This is a genomic window from Enterobacter sp. S-33, from assembly GCF_028735835.1.
Classification (GTDB): domain Bacteria; phylum Pseudomonadota; class Gammaproteobacteria; order Enterobacterales; family Enterobacteriaceae; genus Enterobacter; species Enterobacter vonholyi.
Genome location: NZ_CP117838.1, coordinates 3,392,382 through 3,408,070, shown reverse-complemented (window position 1 = coordinate 3,408,070; position 15,689 = coordinate 3,392,382). Strand labels below are relative to the sequence as shown.

Below are 15,689 nucleotides of genomic sequence, written 5' to 3'. Positions count from 1 at the left end.
ACGCAAACGTGTGCGTGGCATAATATCCCCAGTTTTGAACACAAATCATCACACCAGGAGTAATGAAGATGCAGAAGCAAGCTGAGTTGTATCGTGGCAAAGCGAAGACCGTATACAGCACGGAAAACCCGGATCTGTTGGTGCTCGAGTTCCGCAATGATACGTCAGCAGGGGATGGCGCACGCATTGAGCAGTTCGATCGTAAAGGCATGGTGAACAACAAGTTCAACCACTTCATTATGACCAAACTGGCCGAAGCGGGTATCCCGACCCAGATGGAAGCGTTGCTGTCCGATACGGAATGTCTGGTGAAAAAACTGGATATGGTTCCGGTTGAGTGCGTTATTCGTAACCGTGCGGCGGGCTCCCTGGTGAAGCGTCTCGGCATTGAAGAAGGTATTGAACTGAATCCACCGCTGTTCGACCTGTTCCTGAAAAACGATGCCATGCACGATCCGATGGTCAATGATTCCTACTGCGAAACCTTCGGCTGGGTGAACAAAGAGAACCTGGCGCGCATGAAAGAGCTGACCTACAAAGCCAACGACGTGCTGAAAAAACTGTTTGATGACGCGGGCCTGATCCTCGTCGACTTCAAGCTGGAGTTTGGTCTGTTCAAAGGCGAAGTGGTGCTGGGCGATGAGTTCTCACCAGACGGTAGCCGCCTGTGGGATAAAGAAACGCTGGATAAAATGGACAAAGACCGTTTTCGCCAGAGCCTGGGTGGCCTGATTGAAGCGTACGAAGCGGTTGCTCACCGTTTAGGCGTTAAGCTCGACTAACTCCCTCACTTGCCAAAGGATGTTCGCATCCTTTGGCGTCTTACCTTTGTTTCCTATGGTAATCTTGCCGTTAACCGCCTACGATCATAGCTATTATAAATGGAATAGTTAGAGGTGGTTATGCGCTGGCAAGGGCGTCGTGAAAGTGACAATGTAGAAGACAGACGCAGTGATGGCGGCGGCGGTCCTTCAATGGGTGGACCCGGCTTCCGTTTACCCAGCGGTAAGGGCGGCATCATCCTGCTGATTGTGGTTTTAGTCGCGGGTTATTACGGCGTTGACCTCACAGGGTTGATGACCGGTCAGCCGCTGCAACAGCAGCAATCTCAGCACTCCATCAGCCCGAATGAAGATGAAGCGGCCAAATTTACCTCCGTTATCCTCGCCACAACGGAAGACACCTGGGGTCAGTTGTTTGAGAAGATGGGGCGTACCTACCAGCAGCCGAAGCTGGTGATGTACCGGGGCGCAACCCGCACCGGATGCGGCACCGGACAGTCCGTGATGGGGCCGTTCTACTGCCCGGCGGACGGCACCGTCTATATCGATCTCTCCTTTTACGATGACATGAAACGCAAGCTTGGCGCTGACGGTGATTTTGCCCAGGGCTACGTGATCGCGCATGAAGTCGGCCATCACGTGCAAAAGCTGCTGGGGATTGAGCCTAAGGTGCGCCAGCTGCAGCAAAATGCCTCGCAGGCAGAAGTTAACCGACTGTCCGTCAAAATGGAGCTGCAGGCGGACTGCTTCGCGGGCGTCTGGGGCCACAGCATGCAGCAGCAGGGCGTTCTGGAATCCGGCGATCTTGAGGAGGCGTTAAACGCCGCTCAGGCTATCGGTGACGACCGTCTTCAGCAGCAGAGCCAGGGGCGCGTCGTGCCGGACAGCTTCACTCACGGTACCTCACAGCAGCGCTACAGCTGGTTCAAACGCGGCTTCGACAGCGGCGACCCGGCGCAGTGTAATACCTTCGGCAAAGCGATGTAATGCTGGCGTTTGAACAGCTGATACGCGAGCTTGAGCGCACCGGCCATCGTCGGCTGGTGGTGCTCAGCGGCGAGGTACAGTGGACGTTAACCCAGGCGCTTGCCCTGCGTGCCGCCTTGCCCGGAGACTGGGTAAGGCTTGACGAACATCCTTCAAAAGCCATCAGCGGCCTGCTGGGACGCGAGTTTCGGCATGCTGTTTTTGACGCCAGCGCCGGGTTTGATGTCGCCGCGTTTGCCGCCCTGAGCGGAACGCTGAGCGCCGGAAGCCTTCTGGTGCTACGGGTTCCGCCACTCGACGCGTGGGCCGGGTTGCCAGACAGCGATTCACTGCGCTGGAGCGACAGCGCGGAAGCAATAGCCACGCCGCATTTTGTCCACCATTTCTCCCGGACGATTGCAGCCGATCCCGACGCGATTGTCTGGCTTCAGGGCCGCGCGTTATCCCTTCCGCCTTTACCCGACGCGCCAGACTGGCAGCCTGCCAGCGGCGCCCCGCAGCGCGAACAGGCTGAGATCCTGGATGTGCTGCAGGGGATGTCGGGTGGCATCGTGGCCGTCACCGCCGCGCGTGGGCGCGGAAAATCAGCCCTGGCAGGAATGTTGCTGAGCCGCATTGCTGGCAGCGCCGTGGTTACCGCGCCGTCGAAGGGGGCAACGGATATCATCGCCCGCTTTGCCGGAGAGCGTTTTCATTTTATGGCCCCGGACGCGCTGCTTGCCTCTTCACGCCAGGCAGACTGGCTGATTGTTGATGAAGCCGCTGCGATCCCCGGACCTCTGCTGGAAAAGCTAGTTGCCCGTTTCCCCCGCGTGCTGTTAACCACCACGGTGCAGGGCTATGAAGGGACGGGCCGGGGATTTTTGCTTAAATTCTGCGGTCGGTTTGCCGGGCTGCAGCGCTACAGCTTATCTACACCTGTGCGCTGGGCGGTGGGCTGCCCGCTTGAGCGGATCGTCGCCAGCGCGCTGCTGTTTGACGATACGCTGATCGACCGTCGCCCGGAAGGAGAGGTGCATTTAACGTCTCTGGCGCCGACGGCATGGGAAAGCCGCCCGGCGCTTGCCGCGAGCGTGTATGAGCTCCTCTGCGCGGCGCATTACCGCACCTCGCCGCTCGATTTGCGCCGCATGATGGACGCGCCCGGGCAGCAGTTTGCCGTTGCCGAAACGAACCCGGTTATCGCCGGGGCGCTATGGCTGGTGGAGGAGGGCGGGCTGTCCCCTGAGCTTAGCCGTGCCGTGTGGGCGGGGTTCCGGCGTCCGCGCGGGAACCTGGTGGCGCAGTCTCTGGCGGCACACGGCGGCTCTCCGCTGGCGGCGACGCTCAGAGGACGGCGGGTGACCCGCATTGCCGTGCACCATCGCCGTCAGCGGGAAGGGATTGGCCAGGCGCTTGTTCGCAGCGCCTGCGGCGAAGATTATCTGTCGGTGAGCTTTGGTTACACCGATGAACTTTGGCATTTCTGGCAGCAGTGCGGCTTTGTGCTGGTGCGGATGGGCAGCCATCGTGAAGCCAGCAGCGGCTGCTACACGGCGATGGCGCTGCTGCCGCTTAGCGAGGCAGGGCGTCGGCTGTGCGCGCAGGAACATCAGCGTTTGTGCCGGGATATGCGCGTCCTGTCTGCCTGGAACGGTGAAAAGATCCCCGTGGAAGACCGATGGGAAGCTACCCTTAATAGTGACGACTGGCTGGAGCTGGCGGGGTTTGCTTTTGCACACCGTGCGTTTTCAACCTCGGTTGCCGCGCTGACGCGGCTGCTGTTAGCCGTAGACATGCCGCTTCCGGCCCTGCGAGGGAAAATGGCAGGAAAAACGGAAGACGTCGGGCGAAAAGCGTTGCTGGCAAAGCTGCGCAGTGAAACCGCGCAAGCGCTTGAAAGCCTTGATTATCCCCGCAGCCATCAGTTGAAAGAAGACATTTTGCAATGGCAATTTTTTCAATGACTTCTTCAGTAAAGTGGCATGGTCATTCACGTCGGGAGGCGTAGAATCCAGGTCATCTATTAAGGAGACCACCATGAAACACGATCATTTTGTTGTTCAAAGCCCTGACAAACCGGCTAAACAGTTACTGCTTCTGTTTCATGGGGTTGGCGATAATGCCGTCAATATGGGGCAGATTGGCAGCTGGTTTGCACCCGTTTTCCCCGAAGCGCTGATTGTCAGCATCGGTGGCGTAGAGCCATGCGGCCCGAACGGGCGCCAGTGGTTCTCGGTTCAGGGCGTGACGGAAGAGAACCGTCAGGCGCGCATTGACGCCATCATGCCGACCTTTATCGACGTTGTCCGCTACTGGCAGCAGCAGAGCGGCGTGGGTGCCGAGGCGACCGCGCTGATTGGCTTCTCGCAGGGGTCAATCATGTCGCTGGAAAGCGTAAAGGCGCACCCGGGTCTGGTGTCACGGGTGATTGCGTTTAACGGCCGTTTTGCGACGTTACCGACTAGCGCAACCACGCAAACCACGATCCACTTAATCCACGGCGGTGAAGACCGGGTGATTGAGCTCTCGCATGCGGTTGACGCACAGGAAGCGCTGATTCGTGAGGGGGGGGATGTGACGCTGGATATCGTTGACGATCTGGGCCACGCGATTGACGACCGCAGCATGCAGTTCGCGCTCGATCGTTTGCGCTATACCGTGCCGAAGCACTACTTTGATGAAGCGCTCAGCGGCGGCAAACCGGATAACGATGATATTGTTGAGTTTATGTGAGGTTATCCCCTCTCCACAGGAGAGGGGATACGGACCGGTTACTTCTTCTGGTCTTTCTTCGGCCAGTCGTCGTCATCGTCCCACTTGTCGTTGAAATCACGGTGCGGGGGAAGATCCGGTTTGTTGGCGAGAAATTTTTTATGGTCCACGCGCTTAAGGTCTTTAATCACGTTAAGCAGTACGCCGACCAGAAAAACCAACACCAGAACCCACCAGTACTTTGAAAGCCAATCCATTCGCTATTCCTCTCAGAGCGTTCGTCAGGCGACGAGTTGCTCCATAATACGTTGATACATACGGGCCAGCAGTTGCAAATCTGCCGCATTGACACACTCATTTATTTTATGAATGGTTGCGTTCACTGGCCCCAGTTCGACAACCTGAGCACCCATACGGGCGATAAAGCGTCCGTCTGAGGTGCCACCCGTTGTCAGCAGCTGTGGCTTAATTTCATTATAGTGCTCGATGGCGTTCACCACCGCATCCACCAGTTTGCCGCGCTGCGTCAGGAACGGCTGGCCGGAAAGCCACCACTCCACGGTGTAGCGCAGTTGATATTTTTCCAGGAGGGCAACAACGCGCGCCTTGATCATCTCATCGGTCAGCTCAGTGCTGAAGCGGAAGTTGAACTGGACGAAGTAATCCCCCGGGATCACGTTATTGCTGCCGGTCCCGGCCTTGACGTTCGCAATCTGCATGCTGGTCGGCGGGAAGAACTCGTTGCCCTTATCCCACTCAATCGCCACCAGCTCGCTCAGCATTGGCGCGGCGCGGTGGACCGGGTTATCGGCCAGATGCGGATAAGCTACGTGGCCCTGCACACCGTGAATGGTCAGGTTACAGGTCAGAGAGCCACGGCGTCCGTTTTTGACGACGTCACCCACCACTTCGGTGCTGGACGGCTCACCGACCAGGCAGTAGTCGAGACGCTCGTTGCGTGCCATCAGCGCTTCAACAACCTTCACGGTACCGTTGTGCGCGCTGGCTTCTTCGTCGGAGGTTACCAAAAACGCGAGGCGGTTTTTGTGGTTCGGATGCTGCGCCACAAAGCGCTCTGCCGCCACGACCATCGCCGCCAGAGAACCTTTCATGTCTGCCGCGCCGCGACCAAACAGCATGCCGTCGCGAATGGTCGGCTCAAACGGTGGGTTAATCCAGCGGTCCGCGTCACCGGCGGGAACGACGTCAGTATGCCCGGCGAAGGCCAGCGTTTCGCCCTGGCCGCGCCACGCCCAGAAGTTCTGGGTATCGCCAAAATCCATGCGTTCAACGGTAAAACCGATGGCACGCAGGCGTTCAATCATAAGAGCCTGACAACCTGCGTCGTCCGGGCTAAGGGAAGGACGGCGAATAAGCTGCTGAGTCAGCTCAATGACCGGGCATGACATAAACTACACCTCAACGAAAAAAGTCGGAATAAAGGGTTTCACTGAAACCCAGCAGCATAGGCTGCCCTGGCGCGCAGAGCAATGGGCGTTTGATAATTGCCGGCATCTCGAGCATCAGTTTTGCCGCGCTGTCGGCATCGGTGATGCTGGCGCGCAGAGATTCGTCCAGTTTACGCCATGTGGTACCGCGAGTGTTCAGCAGAGCTTCCCAGCCCAGTTCGCGGATAGCGCTATGCAGAAATTCTGCATCAAGCCCATCGGCGCGGTAATCGTGGAAACGGTACTCCACGCCGTTCGCTTCCAGCCATCGACGGGCTTTTTTGATGGTGTCGCAATTTTTAATGCCGTACATCACAACCATGGTGAATCCTTTTGACCTTATGATGATTAAATGTTCAGTAAATTCGAAGATATATCCTTAAGTGGAATATAACACATTCAGGAATCGTCTGGATTTACACTTTATATTAATTCAACTCACATCTGTACGCTGAATATTCTTTCACCATTTAAGCATAGATGTCCATAAACTTTAAAAACCCAATAAACTCAGCAAATAAAATAAAACTCACCCATCCGTAGGGTTATTTCAAAATATTGCTGGCCGTCACAAAAAATTGAGGTCTCACCGTTCATATTTATCATAAATCCCCGCAGGACGTGGGGTACAATCACAGCAATTGGTTAAATAGTCTTCACAATGATGGCCCGTTTTTGTAGAATGCGCATAATAATAAGAGAGGTAGTTATGATTGAACGTGAACTGGGGAACTGGAAAGATTTTATCGAAGGCATGCTTCGTAAATGACATTCAGTAAGAATTGCAAGAGCACTAAAATAAGTAAAATAACCATAGTGTGAATTAATCACACAGTAAAAAGGCGGCCGATAAAGCCGCCTTTTTTTATTTCAATCACTTACTCAGCACGTTCCTTTAGCGGGAAGCGACGACGCACCAGCACAAAGAACAGCGGAACGAAATAAATGGCCAGGATGGTGGCCGAAATCATGCCGCCCATGACCCCCGTCCCGACGGCATGCTGGCTGCTGGAGCCTGCTCCCGTACTGGTTGCCATCGGCAGTACGCCAAAGACAAACGCCAGTGACGTCATCAGGATCGGGCGCAGGCGCTGACGGCAGGCGTGCAGCGTGGCCGCCATCAGCTCGTGGCCTTTGGCATTCATCTCGTTGGCAAACTCAACGATCAGAATGGCGTTTTTCGCCGACAGCCCAATCACGGTGAGCAGACCCACCTGGAAGTAAACATCGTTCTCCAGACCGCGCATCCAGGTCGCGAGCAGGGCACCAATGACGCCAAGGGGCACGACCAGCATGACGGAGAACGGGACCGACCAGCTTTCATACAGGGCGGCAAGGCAGAGGAAGACCACCAGCAGAGAAAGTGCGTAAAGTGCGGGAGCCTGCGCCCCGGAGAGGCGCTCCTGGTAAGACATGGCCGTCCACTCCAGACCAAAGCCGGCGGGCAGCTGTTGCACAAGTTTTTCCATAGTGTCCATGGCGGTACCGGTGCTGACGCCCGGCGCGGCTTCCCCGACGATTTCAACCGCAGAGTAGCCGTTATAGCGCTCCAGGCGTGGCGAACCGCTCTCCCAGTGCGAAGTCGCAAAGGCAGAGAACGGCACCATGCCGCCAGCGTTATTCCTGACAAACCAGCGGTTAATATCATCCGGCAGCATGCGGAACGGCGCGGCGGACTGGACATAGACTTTTTTCACGCGGCCACGATCCATAAAGTCATTCACATAGCTCGAGCCCCAAGCCGTTTGCAGGGTATCGTTGATATCGTTGATCGACACGCCCAGCGCCTGCGCCTTACGCTGATCGATATCCACCTGAAGCTGCGGGCTGTCATCCAGACCGTTATGGCGAACGCGGGTCAGGCCGGGATCGTTGCCCGCCAGCGCTAACAGCTTATCGCGTGCCGCCATCAGCGCCGTGTGTCCCGCACCGGCGTGATCCTGCAGCTCCATGTCAAACCCGGCGGAACTGCCAAGGCCGCTGATTGCCGGCGGGCTGCTGGCAAAGACGCGCGCCTCTTTGATGTGCGCGAAGGCTTTGGTCGCGCGTTCAATGATGGCAAATGATGTTCCCGTTCTGGTATCGCGCTCGTCCCAGTCCTTCAGGCGGACGAACATGCGGGCGACGTTCTGCCCGTTCCCGCCCGGCCCGGAACCGACGGTAGAGAAGACGGATACGACGTTATCTTTCTCTTTAGTAAAGAAATACTGCTCCACTTTCTGGACCACTTTCAGCGTCTGCTGCTGCGTTGCGCCGCTCGGCAGCTGCACCGAGGTGGTAAACATCCCCCGGTCTTCCATCGGCAGGAACGAGGTGGGCAGATGCAGGAACAGCCACACCATCCCGCCCAGCAGCACGACGTAAACCATCATCCAGCGCAGGCTGCGGTGGAGTACACGCCCAACGGCAGATTCATACCGCGCGGCGTTGCGGTCGAACATGCGGTTAAACCAGCCGAAGAACCCTTTCTGCCCGTGATGCTCCCCTTTATGCAGCGGTTTCAGCAGGGTGGCGCACAGCGCGGGGGTGAGGATCAGCGCGACCAGCACGGAGAGCACCATCGCCGAGACGATGGTGATCGAGAACTGGCGATAAATCGCCCCGGTGGTGCCGCCAAAGAAGGCCATCGGGATAAAGACAGCCGACAGTACCATCGCGATACCGACTAGCGCCCCCTGAATTTGACCCATGGATTTACGCGTCGCCTGGCGCGGAGAGAGCCCTTCTTCGCTCATGATGCGCTCGACGTTTTCAACCACGACGATGGCATCATCCACCAGCAGGCCAATTGCCAGCACCATCGCAAACATCGTCAGGGTATTAATGCTATACCCGAACGCGTAAAGCACCGCAAAGGTCCCAAGCAGCACCACGGGGACTGCAATGGTGGGGATCAGCGTCGCGCGGAAGTTTTGCAGGAACAGGTACATGACCAGGAACACCAGCGCGATGGCTTCCAGCAGGGTCTTCACCACGTCCTCAATGGAGGCTTTAACGAAGGAGGTGGTTTCATAGGCGACTTTGTACTCCAGCCCGTGCGGGAAATACTGTGAAAGCTCATCCAGACGGTCTAACACCAGTTTTGCCGTCGCCATTTCGTTCGCGCCGGAGGCCAGTTTAATCCCCAAACCGGAAGCCTGATTGCCGTTAAAGCGGCTAAGGTAGTCGTATTTTTCGGCCCCCATTTCCACCGTGGCGACATCGCCCAGACGCACTTCCGACCCGTCCTGATTCACGCGCAGGGTGATGTTGCGGAACTGGTCCGGCGTCTGCAGCAGGGATTGCGAATTGATGGTGGCGTTCAGGGCTTGCTTATCAACGGAAGGCGTTCCCCCCAGTTGCCCCACCGCAATCTGGGCGTTCTGGGCTTTGATGGCATTCGTTACGTCGGTCGCCGTCATCTGATAGCTGTTGAGCTTGTTGGGATCGAGCCAGATGCGCATGGAGTATTGTGAGCCGTAGGCGTCAATATCCCCGACGCCGTTAATACGGCTGATGGGATCCTGAATATTACTGGCGACGTAGTCCGCGATGTCCTGTTTATCCATTGAGCCATCTGTCGAGACAAACGCGATGGTCAATATGTTGGTATCACCGGTTTTACGCACGGTTACGCCCTGGTTCTGCACCGCCTGGGGCAGCTTGCGCATGGCCGACTGCAGCTGGTTTTGGACCTGCTGCACCGCTTCGTCCGGGTCGGTGCCCGCCTTGAAGCTCAGGGTCACCGTCGCCTGTCCCGTGGCGCTACTTTGCGAGGACATGTACATCAGGTTATCCAGACCCGTCATGTTCTGCTCGATAACCTGCGTGACGGTATTTTCCAGCGTCTGTGCCGACGCGCCGGGGTAGTTTGCGGTGACGCGCACGTTCGGCGGTGCCAGGTCGGGGTATTGCTCAACGGGAAGTGAAGTAATCGCCAGGACGCCTGTCAGACACAACAGGATGGCAAGCACCCAGGCAAAAATGGGGCGATCGATAAAAAAATTCGCCATGAAAGTATGACCTCGTTTTGCTGCACGTCATTATTGTTTATTGCCCGCATAACTTTAGCGGTAAGGCCCAGGTCAAACGTGGAGAAATAAAGGAGATAATGTAAATTATCATGCGCTTTTCCCTGCGCTTCCCTCTTTACCGTTATTTACCCGTTAACGGCGTGGGCGCCGGAAACGTCACGCTGACCAGCGTGCCGCCGTTTTGCGGCTGCGAGAAGTGCAGCATCCCGCCGAGCCGTTGCGCGCGTTCGCGCATAATATTCAGGCCGTAATGTCCCGGCGGCTCGCTGGCCTCGCCAATCCCAATACCGTTGTCACGAATGCTGACGCTGTGCGTCCCGTCCACTGAGGTCACGCAGCTTACGGTGATCTCGCTGGCCTGCGCGTGCTTAATGGCATTCAACACCGCCTCACGCACGATCTGCAGCAAATGCACCTGCTTTTGCGCATCGAGCGCCAGCGAGGAGAGGCGGCAGTCGAGATGCAGTTTGGCCTGCGTCTGGCTCTGCAGCATGTCGAGGGACTCCTGCAGCGCCGCGGGTAAGTTCGCGTGGTTCAGCGTCAGGCGGAAGGTGGTCAGCAACTCGCGCAGCTGCTGCCAGGCATTGTTCAGCTCGCGGGAGAAGTCGGTGATGATGGTCTGCGCCGGGGTATTTTCCTCGGGCACGGCGCGTTTGAGCAGCGCAAGCTGAATGCGTAGATACGACAGCACCTGCGCCAGCGAATCGTGCAGCTCGCGGGCAATGGTCGCGCGCTCTTCCATCAGCAGCAGCTGCTGGTAATGCTTTTGCGCCTGGTTAAAGTACAGTCCGCGCCCGAGCATAGTCGCCACGCTTCTCATCAGCGGAAGGGGGACGCTGTCCGCCTCGCTTTGCCAGCGCAGCTCGCCGTAGAGCGTGTCTTGCATCAGTACCGGCAGGTTTTGCAGAGGGATACCCTCAGCCTCCGTCCCTTCACACAGCCGCCAGTCGTCGCTGGTGCGCAGTTCCAGATAATTCATCTGCGTATAGTCATGGACAATCTGCAGGATATGCCGGAAGCAGTGGCTGTCTATCTGGCCGGTATTCAGCGCCTGAGAGCACTTGAACAACATGTCGAGCTGCTGGTGGGCTTCATGCAAATGTCGCGTCTTTTCAGCGACCGAGGCTTCGAGAGAACGGTAGAGCGTATCCAGCTCGGCTGACATGTGGTTAAAGGCGCGCGAAAGCTGGCCCAGCTCGTTCGGCAGGGCGCTATCCGGCGCAGGTGTGGCAAACTCGCCGCGCTCAATGCGTTCGCTGGCCGCCACCAGGTTATTCAGCGGTAGCACCACCTGGCGACGGATGCGTCGCAGGGTAAACAGCGTCAGCAGCAGGATCCCAAGTGCGCCAGCCAGCGAGATCAGGGTGACCGTCTGAATTTTATGTTCAGTGTAGTGCTGCAGAGCGAGCACAAAGGCATCAATGCGCCCGACAAAATCTTCAATATTGCGTTGATACCACGCGCTGTCGCCGCGGGCGATGCGCGCATCCATCTCCTGCCAGGCCACATGCAGCTGCTGATAGCGTGCTTTCACATTGTCCGGGACGTACCAGCGGTTCAGCTTTTGCAGGGCAGGCGCGCCGAGCGTCTGTTGCCAGCTCTCGCGATGTGCCGCAAGAGAAGGGCTGTTGCGCTGCATCTCGTAACCCATGCGATAGCTCTGCATGCGCAGCGAACCGGCGATATTGATGGCTTCGGCATCACGCTGGCTGCTTGCCAGCGTCAGCAGCGCGACGGTGCTGGTCAGCACGGACAGGGCTATGATCGAAAAGAAAGCCCAGGCAAGGCTTCCGGAAACGGGTCGTTTAACGGTCACAGAACGGCTCTCTGAATAAAATTGATCTGCCACAGGTTCACTGGAAATAATTGGGCGCTTCAGGCATTTGAACGTTGCCCGATCGCACCGTGATGCGTAAATACCATACTCTTATAAAGAGAAAGGTTATTGAACCAAAAACAGGTGTGGTTATGAATCGTTTTATTATGGCTAACAGCCAGCAGTGCATTGGGTGTCACGCCTGCGAAGTGGCCTGCGTGATGGCGCACAACGATGAGCAGCATGTCCTGAGCGAGCGCCATTTTCATCCGCGTATCACGGTCCTGAGAGCTGGCGAGAAGAGCCGCCCCGTGACCTGTCATCATTGCGAAAATGCACCCTGCGCGCAAAGCTGCCCGAACGGCGCCATCAGCAAATGCGATGACAGCGTACAGGTGAATCAACAAAAATGCATCGGCTGTAAGGCCTGCGTGGTGGCCTGCCCGTTTGGCACGATGGAGATTATCGTCACCCCGCTCGACAACGGCAGCGTGAAGGCTTCGGCGAATAAATGCGATCTCTGCCTGACGCGTCCACACGGCCCGGCCTGTATCGAAAATTGCCCGGCGGATGTCCTCTCCCTGGCGACGTCTGCCGTGCTGGACAATCTGACGAAATCACGCCGACAGCGCACGGCCTGCCTGGAGGCGCAGCCCTGGCATGCGGAGGTCGTCGGAGAAGATGCTCCGCGCACCAAACTGCAGCAGATGCAGGCGACGGTGCCACGCGGCGAGCCCGACAAGCTGGCTGCCGCAGAACGCGTGGGCCATTTTAACGAAATTTACCTGCCGTTCCGGGCCGAACAGGCCGTTCGCGAGGCGTCGCGCTGCCTGAAATGCGGAGAGCACAGCATTTGCGAGTGGACCTGCCCGCTGCACAACCACATTCCGCAGTGGATCGAGCGCCTCAACGCGGGAGATATCGCCGGCGCGGCCGAGCTTTCTCATCAGACTAACTGTTTACCTGAAATTACCGGCCGCGTCTGCCCGCAGGATCGATTATGCGAGGGTGCCTGCACAATACGTGAAGAGGCAGGATCCGTGACCATCGGCAACATCGAGCGCTATATCTCCGATCGGGCGCTGGCGATGGGCTGGCGGCCGGATATGTCCGCCGTCACGCCGTCAGGTAAACGCGTCGCGATCGTCGGCGCGGGGCCTGCCGGGCTGGCGTGCGCCGACGTGCTGGCGCGCCGCGGCGTGAGCGTGACGGTCTATGACCGGCACCCGGAAATTGGCGGATTGCTGACCTTTGGCATCCCGGCGTTCAAGCTGGACAAATCGCTGCTCGCGCGGCGCAGAGAGATATTTACCGCGATGGGGATCCGCTTTGAGCTTAACTGCGAGGTGGGCCAGGACGTGTCGATGTCGCAGTTAAAGCACGATTACGACGCCCTGTTTATTGGCGTGGGAACCTATCGCTCGATGAAGGCGGGTATCCCACATGAAGACGCGCCAGGGGTCTACGACGCGCTGCCTTTCCTGGTGGGCAACACGCGCCATGTTATGGGGCTGGAGGCAACGGCCAGCGAACCATACATCGACACCCATGGCTTAAACGTGGTGGTGCTTGGTGGGGGCGATACCGCGATGGACTGCGTCCGAACCGCGTTACGCCACGGTGCGGCGAAGGTGACCTGCGCCTATCGTCGGGATGAGGCCAACATGCCGGGCTCGAAGAAAGAGGTGAAGAACGCCAGAGAAGAGGGGGCGGCGTTTGAATTTAACGTCCAGCCGGTTGAGCTGGCGCTGGATCCGAACGGAAAGGTCAACGGTATCCGAATGCTGCGTACCGAGCTCGGAGAGCCGGATGCGCAGGGACGGCGGCGACCGGTTCCGGTGGCGGGCAGCGAGTTTGTGATGGCCGCGGATGCGGTCATCATGGCGTTTGGTTTTAACCCGCACGCGATGCCGTGGCTGCAGGCGCAGGGTGTCGAAACGGATGACAGGGGGCGGATCGTGGCATCGGTCGAGAGCTGTTACCGTTACCAGACGACCAACCCGCAGATCTTCGCCGGGGGCGATGCGGTACGCGGCGCGGATCTGGTGGTAACCGCAATGGCGGAAGGGCGCCATGCCGCGCAAGGGATCCTCGACTGGCTTGGGGTTAACGCGCCAAAACATCATTAAACCGGCGGGCGACAAAGCGGGATTCACGGCGTAGTATAGGACGACTCATTGTGTTGTGGAGCCCGTATGACCCTGAAAATTGACGTTATCAAAGACAAAATTCTTTCTGAAAACTACTTTGTCCTGCGTAACATCACCTATGATCTTACACGTAGCAACGGTGAGGTTATCCGCCACAAACGCGAGGTCTACGACCGCGGCAACGGAGCGACCATTCTGCTCTATAACCGTGACAAGCAGAGCGTAGTGCTAATCCGTCAGTTCAGGGTGGCGACATGGGTTAATGGCAACCCTGATGGACGTTTGATTGAAACCTGCGCGGGCCTGCTCGATGACGATGAGCCGGAAGTTTGTATCCGCAAAGAGGCCGTAGAAGAAACCGGCTTCGAAGTGGGTGAGGTCAAAAAGGTCTTCGAGCTGTTTATGTCTCCGGGCGGCGTAACGGAAATTGTGCATTTCTTCATTGCCGAATACAGCGACGCCCAGCGCACGCACCGGGGCGGTGGCGTAGAGGATGAAGATATTGAAGTGCTGGAGCTTCCTTTTACCCGGGCGCTGGAGATGATGCGTTCAGGCGAAATCAGGGATGGTAAGGCAGTGATATTACTGCAGTATTTACAGACGACCGGGTTGATGAACGCTGCTTCCGAACGGATGTAGTGCATTTTTCGGGTATATCTGATAAATCCGATTGAGCAACCCCGCCGGGAACACGAAGATACTGCCCAGTTAAGCGTTTTCGTTCCGGGATTGTGTCATTCATGCGCTACAGCGTCTTTTTGTTTTACCTGTTTTGTGTGCTTCTCGCGCCGCAGGTGCGGGCTGCACCTGCGCAGCAAGCCTTCTCTGACTGGCAGGTAACCTGCAATAACCAGAATTTTTGCCTTGCACGCAACACGGGTGAACACCGTGGTCTGGTCATGACGCTCACCCGTAGCGCCGGGGCGAAAACGGATGCCACTCTGCGTATCGATCTTGGCGGTCTTGATACACCCTCGATCAAAGAGCCAGAGATTGCCACCCGGCTGCTGCTGGATAGCGTTCCTCTGAAGCTGGACAAACAGCGCTGGCAGCTCACGCCATGGCATCTGAAAACGGACGATGCGGCCACCATCACCGCCTTTCTGAAAAATATCCAGGAAGGGAAGGCCCTGACTCTGCGCGGCGGTAAGCAGGTCATTTCACTGACCGGGCTTAAGGCCGCGCTACTGTTCATTGATGCGCAGCAAAAGCGCATCGGCAGCGAAACCGCGTGGATCAAGAAAGGTGACGATCCGCCGTTAAGCGTTCCGCCTGCACCCGCCTTAAAAAAGGTGGCGGTCGTCAATCCGACCCCGACGCCACTCTCCCACGCCGAACTGAACGACCTGCTGGACTATGGCACCGGCAGGATGAACAGCAGCCAGTGCTCGCTGGATCCTAACCGCCGGGAAGTGCGCGTCACCGCGTTAACCGATGAGAAAGCGCTGCTGATCGTCAGCTGCGAGGCGGGGGCCTATAACACGGTCGATCTGGCGTGGCTGGTATCACGTAAAAAACCGTTCACCGCACGCAGCGTCAGGCTGCGTCTGCCGTTTACGCCGTCAGGCGACGGGAGCGAAATGGAGTTGATGAATGCCAGCTTCGATGAAAAGACGCGCGAGCTGACAACGCTGGCGCTGGGGCGCGGTTTGGGCGATTGCGGAGTCCAGACGCGCTGGCGTTTTGACGGACAGCGATTCCGCCTGGTGCGCTACGCCGAGGAGCCCAGCTGTGATAACTGGAACGGGCCAGATGCCTGGCCCACGCTGTGGATCACGCGCTAGTTTTGCCCGGTAAGC

The 15,689-nt window shown here is 57.6% G+C and carries 13 protein-coding genes; 8 read left to right on the top strand and 5 right to left on the bottom strand.

Features of this window, described 5'->3' with window-relative positions:
* Positions 1 to 68: 68 nt before the first annotated feature.
* From purC to ypfH, 4 genes are all read left to right on the top strand, one after another.
* Positions 69 to 782: a phosphoribosylaminoimidazolesuccinocarboxamide synthase gene (gene purC / locus PUP35_RS16090; protein WP_008501631.1), complete on the top strand. Its 714-nt coding sequence runs from the start codon at positions 69 to 71 to the stop codon at positions 780 to 782.
* A gap of 120 nt (positions 783 to 902) precedes the next feature.
* Entirely contained in the window at positions 903 to 1,769 is an 867-nt protein-coding gene (ypfJ, locus tag PUP35_RS16085; RefSeq protein WP_111965183.1) for a KPN_02809 family neutral zinc metallopeptidase, read from the top strand.
* Complete coding sequence (locus tag PUP35_RS16080) at positions 1,769 to 3,715, top strand: tRNA(Met) cytidine acetyltransferase TmcA (RefSeq protein ID WP_274240551.1); 1,947 nt, start codon at positions 1,769 to 1,771, stop codon at positions 3,713 to 3,715. Before ypfJ ends, PUP35_RS16080 begins: the two co-directional genes overlap by 1 nt.
* A 73-nt stretch (positions 3,716 to 3,788) precedes the next feature.
* Positions 3,789 to 4,484: an esterase gene (ypfH, locus tag PUP35_RS16075; RefSeq protein ID WP_115875969.1), complete on the top strand. Its 696-nt coding sequence runs from the start codon at positions 3,789 to 3,791 to the stop codon at positions 4,482 to 4,484.
* A 38-nt stretch (positions 4,485 to 4,522) separates the two neighbouring features.
* Here the strand turns inward: ypfH and PUP35_RS16070 are convergent, their stop codons facing one another.
* The 3 genes from PUP35_RS16070 to PUP35_RS16060 are packed head-to-tail and all read right to left on the bottom strand — an operon-like array spanning position 4,523 to position 6,233.
* Positions 4,523 to 4,720 carry a YpfN family protein gene (locus tag PUP35_RS16070; RefSeq protein WP_008501627.1) on the bottom strand — a complete coding sequence of 66 codons (198 nt, stop codon included), beginning with the start codon at positions 4,718 to 4,720 and terminating at the stop codon, positions 4,523 to 4,525.
* Between the two features lie 24 nt (positions 4,721 to 4,744).
* On the bottom strand, positions 4,745 to 5,872 hold the full coding sequence (dapE, locus tag PUP35_RS16065; RefSeq protein WP_115875968.1) for a succinyl-diaminopimelate desuccinylase: 1,128 nt from the start codon (positions 5,870 to 5,872) through the stop codon (positions 4,745 to 4,747).
* Between the two features lie 10 nt (positions 5,873 to 5,882).
* Positions 5,883 to 6,233 (bottom strand): ArsC family reductase, encoded by a 351-nt coding sequence (locus tag PUP35_RS16060; RefSeq protein WP_115875967.1) that lies wholly within the window; start codon positions 6,231 to 6,233, stop codon positions 5,883 to 5,885.
* A gap of 387 nt (positions 6,234 to 6,620) precedes the next feature.
* Here PUP35_RS16060 and ypfM point away from each other — a divergent pair, with 387 nt between their 5' ends.
* Entirely contained in the window at positions 6,621 to 6,680 is a 60-nt protein-coding gene (gene ypfM, locus PUP35_RS16055) for a protein YpfM (RefSeq protein ID WP_015572204.1), read from the top strand.
* A gap of 109 nt (positions 6,681 to 6,789) precedes the next feature.
* Here the strand turns inward: ypfM and acrD are convergent, their stop codons facing one another.
* Both acrD and narQ read right to left on the bottom strand, forming a co-directional pair.
* Positions 6,790 to 9,903, bottom strand: a complete 3,114-nt coding sequence (gene acrD, locus PUP35_RS16050) for a multidrug efflux RND transporter permease AcrD (protein WP_127731904.1) — start codon at positions 9,901 to 9,903, stop codon at positions 6,790 to 6,792.
* Between the two features lie 142 nt (positions 9,904 to 10,045).
* Positions 10,046 to 11,740 (bottom strand): nitrate/nitrite two-component system sensor histidine kinase NarQ, encoded by a 1,695-nt coding sequence (gene narQ, locus PUP35_RS16045; protein WP_274240548.1) that lies wholly within the window; start codon positions 11,738 to 11,740, stop codon positions 10,046 to 10,048.
* Positions 11,741 to 11,892: 152 nt separating this feature from the next.
* Between narQ and aegA the strand changes: the two genes are divergently transcribed.
* The 3 genes from aegA to PUP35_RS16030 all read left to right on the top strand — a co-directional run bounded on the left by aegA (position 11,893) and on the right by PUP35_RS16030 (position 15,674).
* Entirely contained in the window at positions 11,893 to 13,869 is a 1,977-nt protein-coding gene (gene aegA / locus PUP35_RS16040) for a formate-dependent uric acid utilization protein AegA (RefSeq protein ID WP_274240547.1), read from the top strand.
* A gap of 66 nt (positions 13,870 to 13,935) precedes the next feature.
* The gene (gene nudK, locus PUP35_RS16035) at positions 13,936 to 14,529 is read left to right on the top strand and encodes a GDP-mannose pyrophosphatase NudK (RefSeq protein WP_149366406.1); all 594 of its coding nucleotides are present in this window, start codon (positions 13,936 to 13,938) and stop codon (positions 14,527 to 14,529) included.
* A 101-nt stretch (positions 14,530 to 14,630) separates the two neighbouring features.
* On the top strand, positions 14,631 to 15,674 hold the full coding sequence (locus PUP35_RS16030) for a DUF1176 domain-containing protein (RefSeq protein WP_274240546.1): 1,044 nt from the start codon (positions 14,631 to 14,633) through the stop codon (positions 15,672 to 15,674).
* Positions 15,675 to 15,689: the final 15 nt, after the last annotated feature.

Bases quoted from the DNA above. Each gene is read 5' to 3' on its own strand.
- nudK (WP_149366406.1), top strand. From the start codon at position 13,936: ATGACCCTGAAAATTGACGTTATCAAAGACAAAATTCTTTCTGAAAAC.
- acrD (WP_127731904.1), bottom strand. From the start codon at position 9,903: ATGGCGAATTTTTTTATCGATCGCCCCATTTTTGCCTGGGTGCTTGCC.
- ypfH (WP_115875969.1), top strand. From the start codon at position 3,789: ATGAAACACGATCATTTTGTTGTTCAAAGCCCTGACAAACCGGCTAAA.
- aegA (WP_274240547.1), top strand. From the start codon at position 11,893: ATGAATCGTTTTATTATGGCTAACAGCCAGCAGTGCATTGGGTGTCAC.
- ypfJ (WP_111965183.1), top strand. From the start codon at position 903: ATGCGCTGGCAAGGGCGTCGTGAAAGTGACAATGTAGAAGACAGACGC.
- PUP35_RS16080 (WP_274240551.1), top strand. From the start codon at position 1,769: ATGCTGGCGTTTGAACAGCTGATACGCGAGCTTGAGCGCACCGGCCAT.
- purC (WP_008501631.1), top strand. From the start codon at position 69: ATGCAGAAGCAAGCTGAGTTGTATCGTGGCAAAGCGAAGACCGTATAC.
- PUP35_RS16070 (WP_008501627.1), bottom strand. From the start codon at position 4,720: ATGGATTGGCTTTCAAAGTACTGGTGGGTTCTGGTGTTGGTTTTTCTG.
- PUP35_RS16060 (WP_115875967.1), bottom strand. From the start codon at position 6,233: ATGGTTGTGATGTACGGCATTAAAAATTGCGACACCATCAAAAAAGCC.
- dapE (WP_115875968.1), bottom strand. From the start codon at position 5,872: ATGTCATGCCCGGTCATTGAGCTGACTCAGCAGCTTATTCGCCGTCCT.
- PUP35_RS16030 (WP_274240546.1), top strand. From the start codon at position 14,631: ATGCGCTACAGCGTCTTTTTGTTTTACCTGTTTTGTGTGCTTCTCGCG.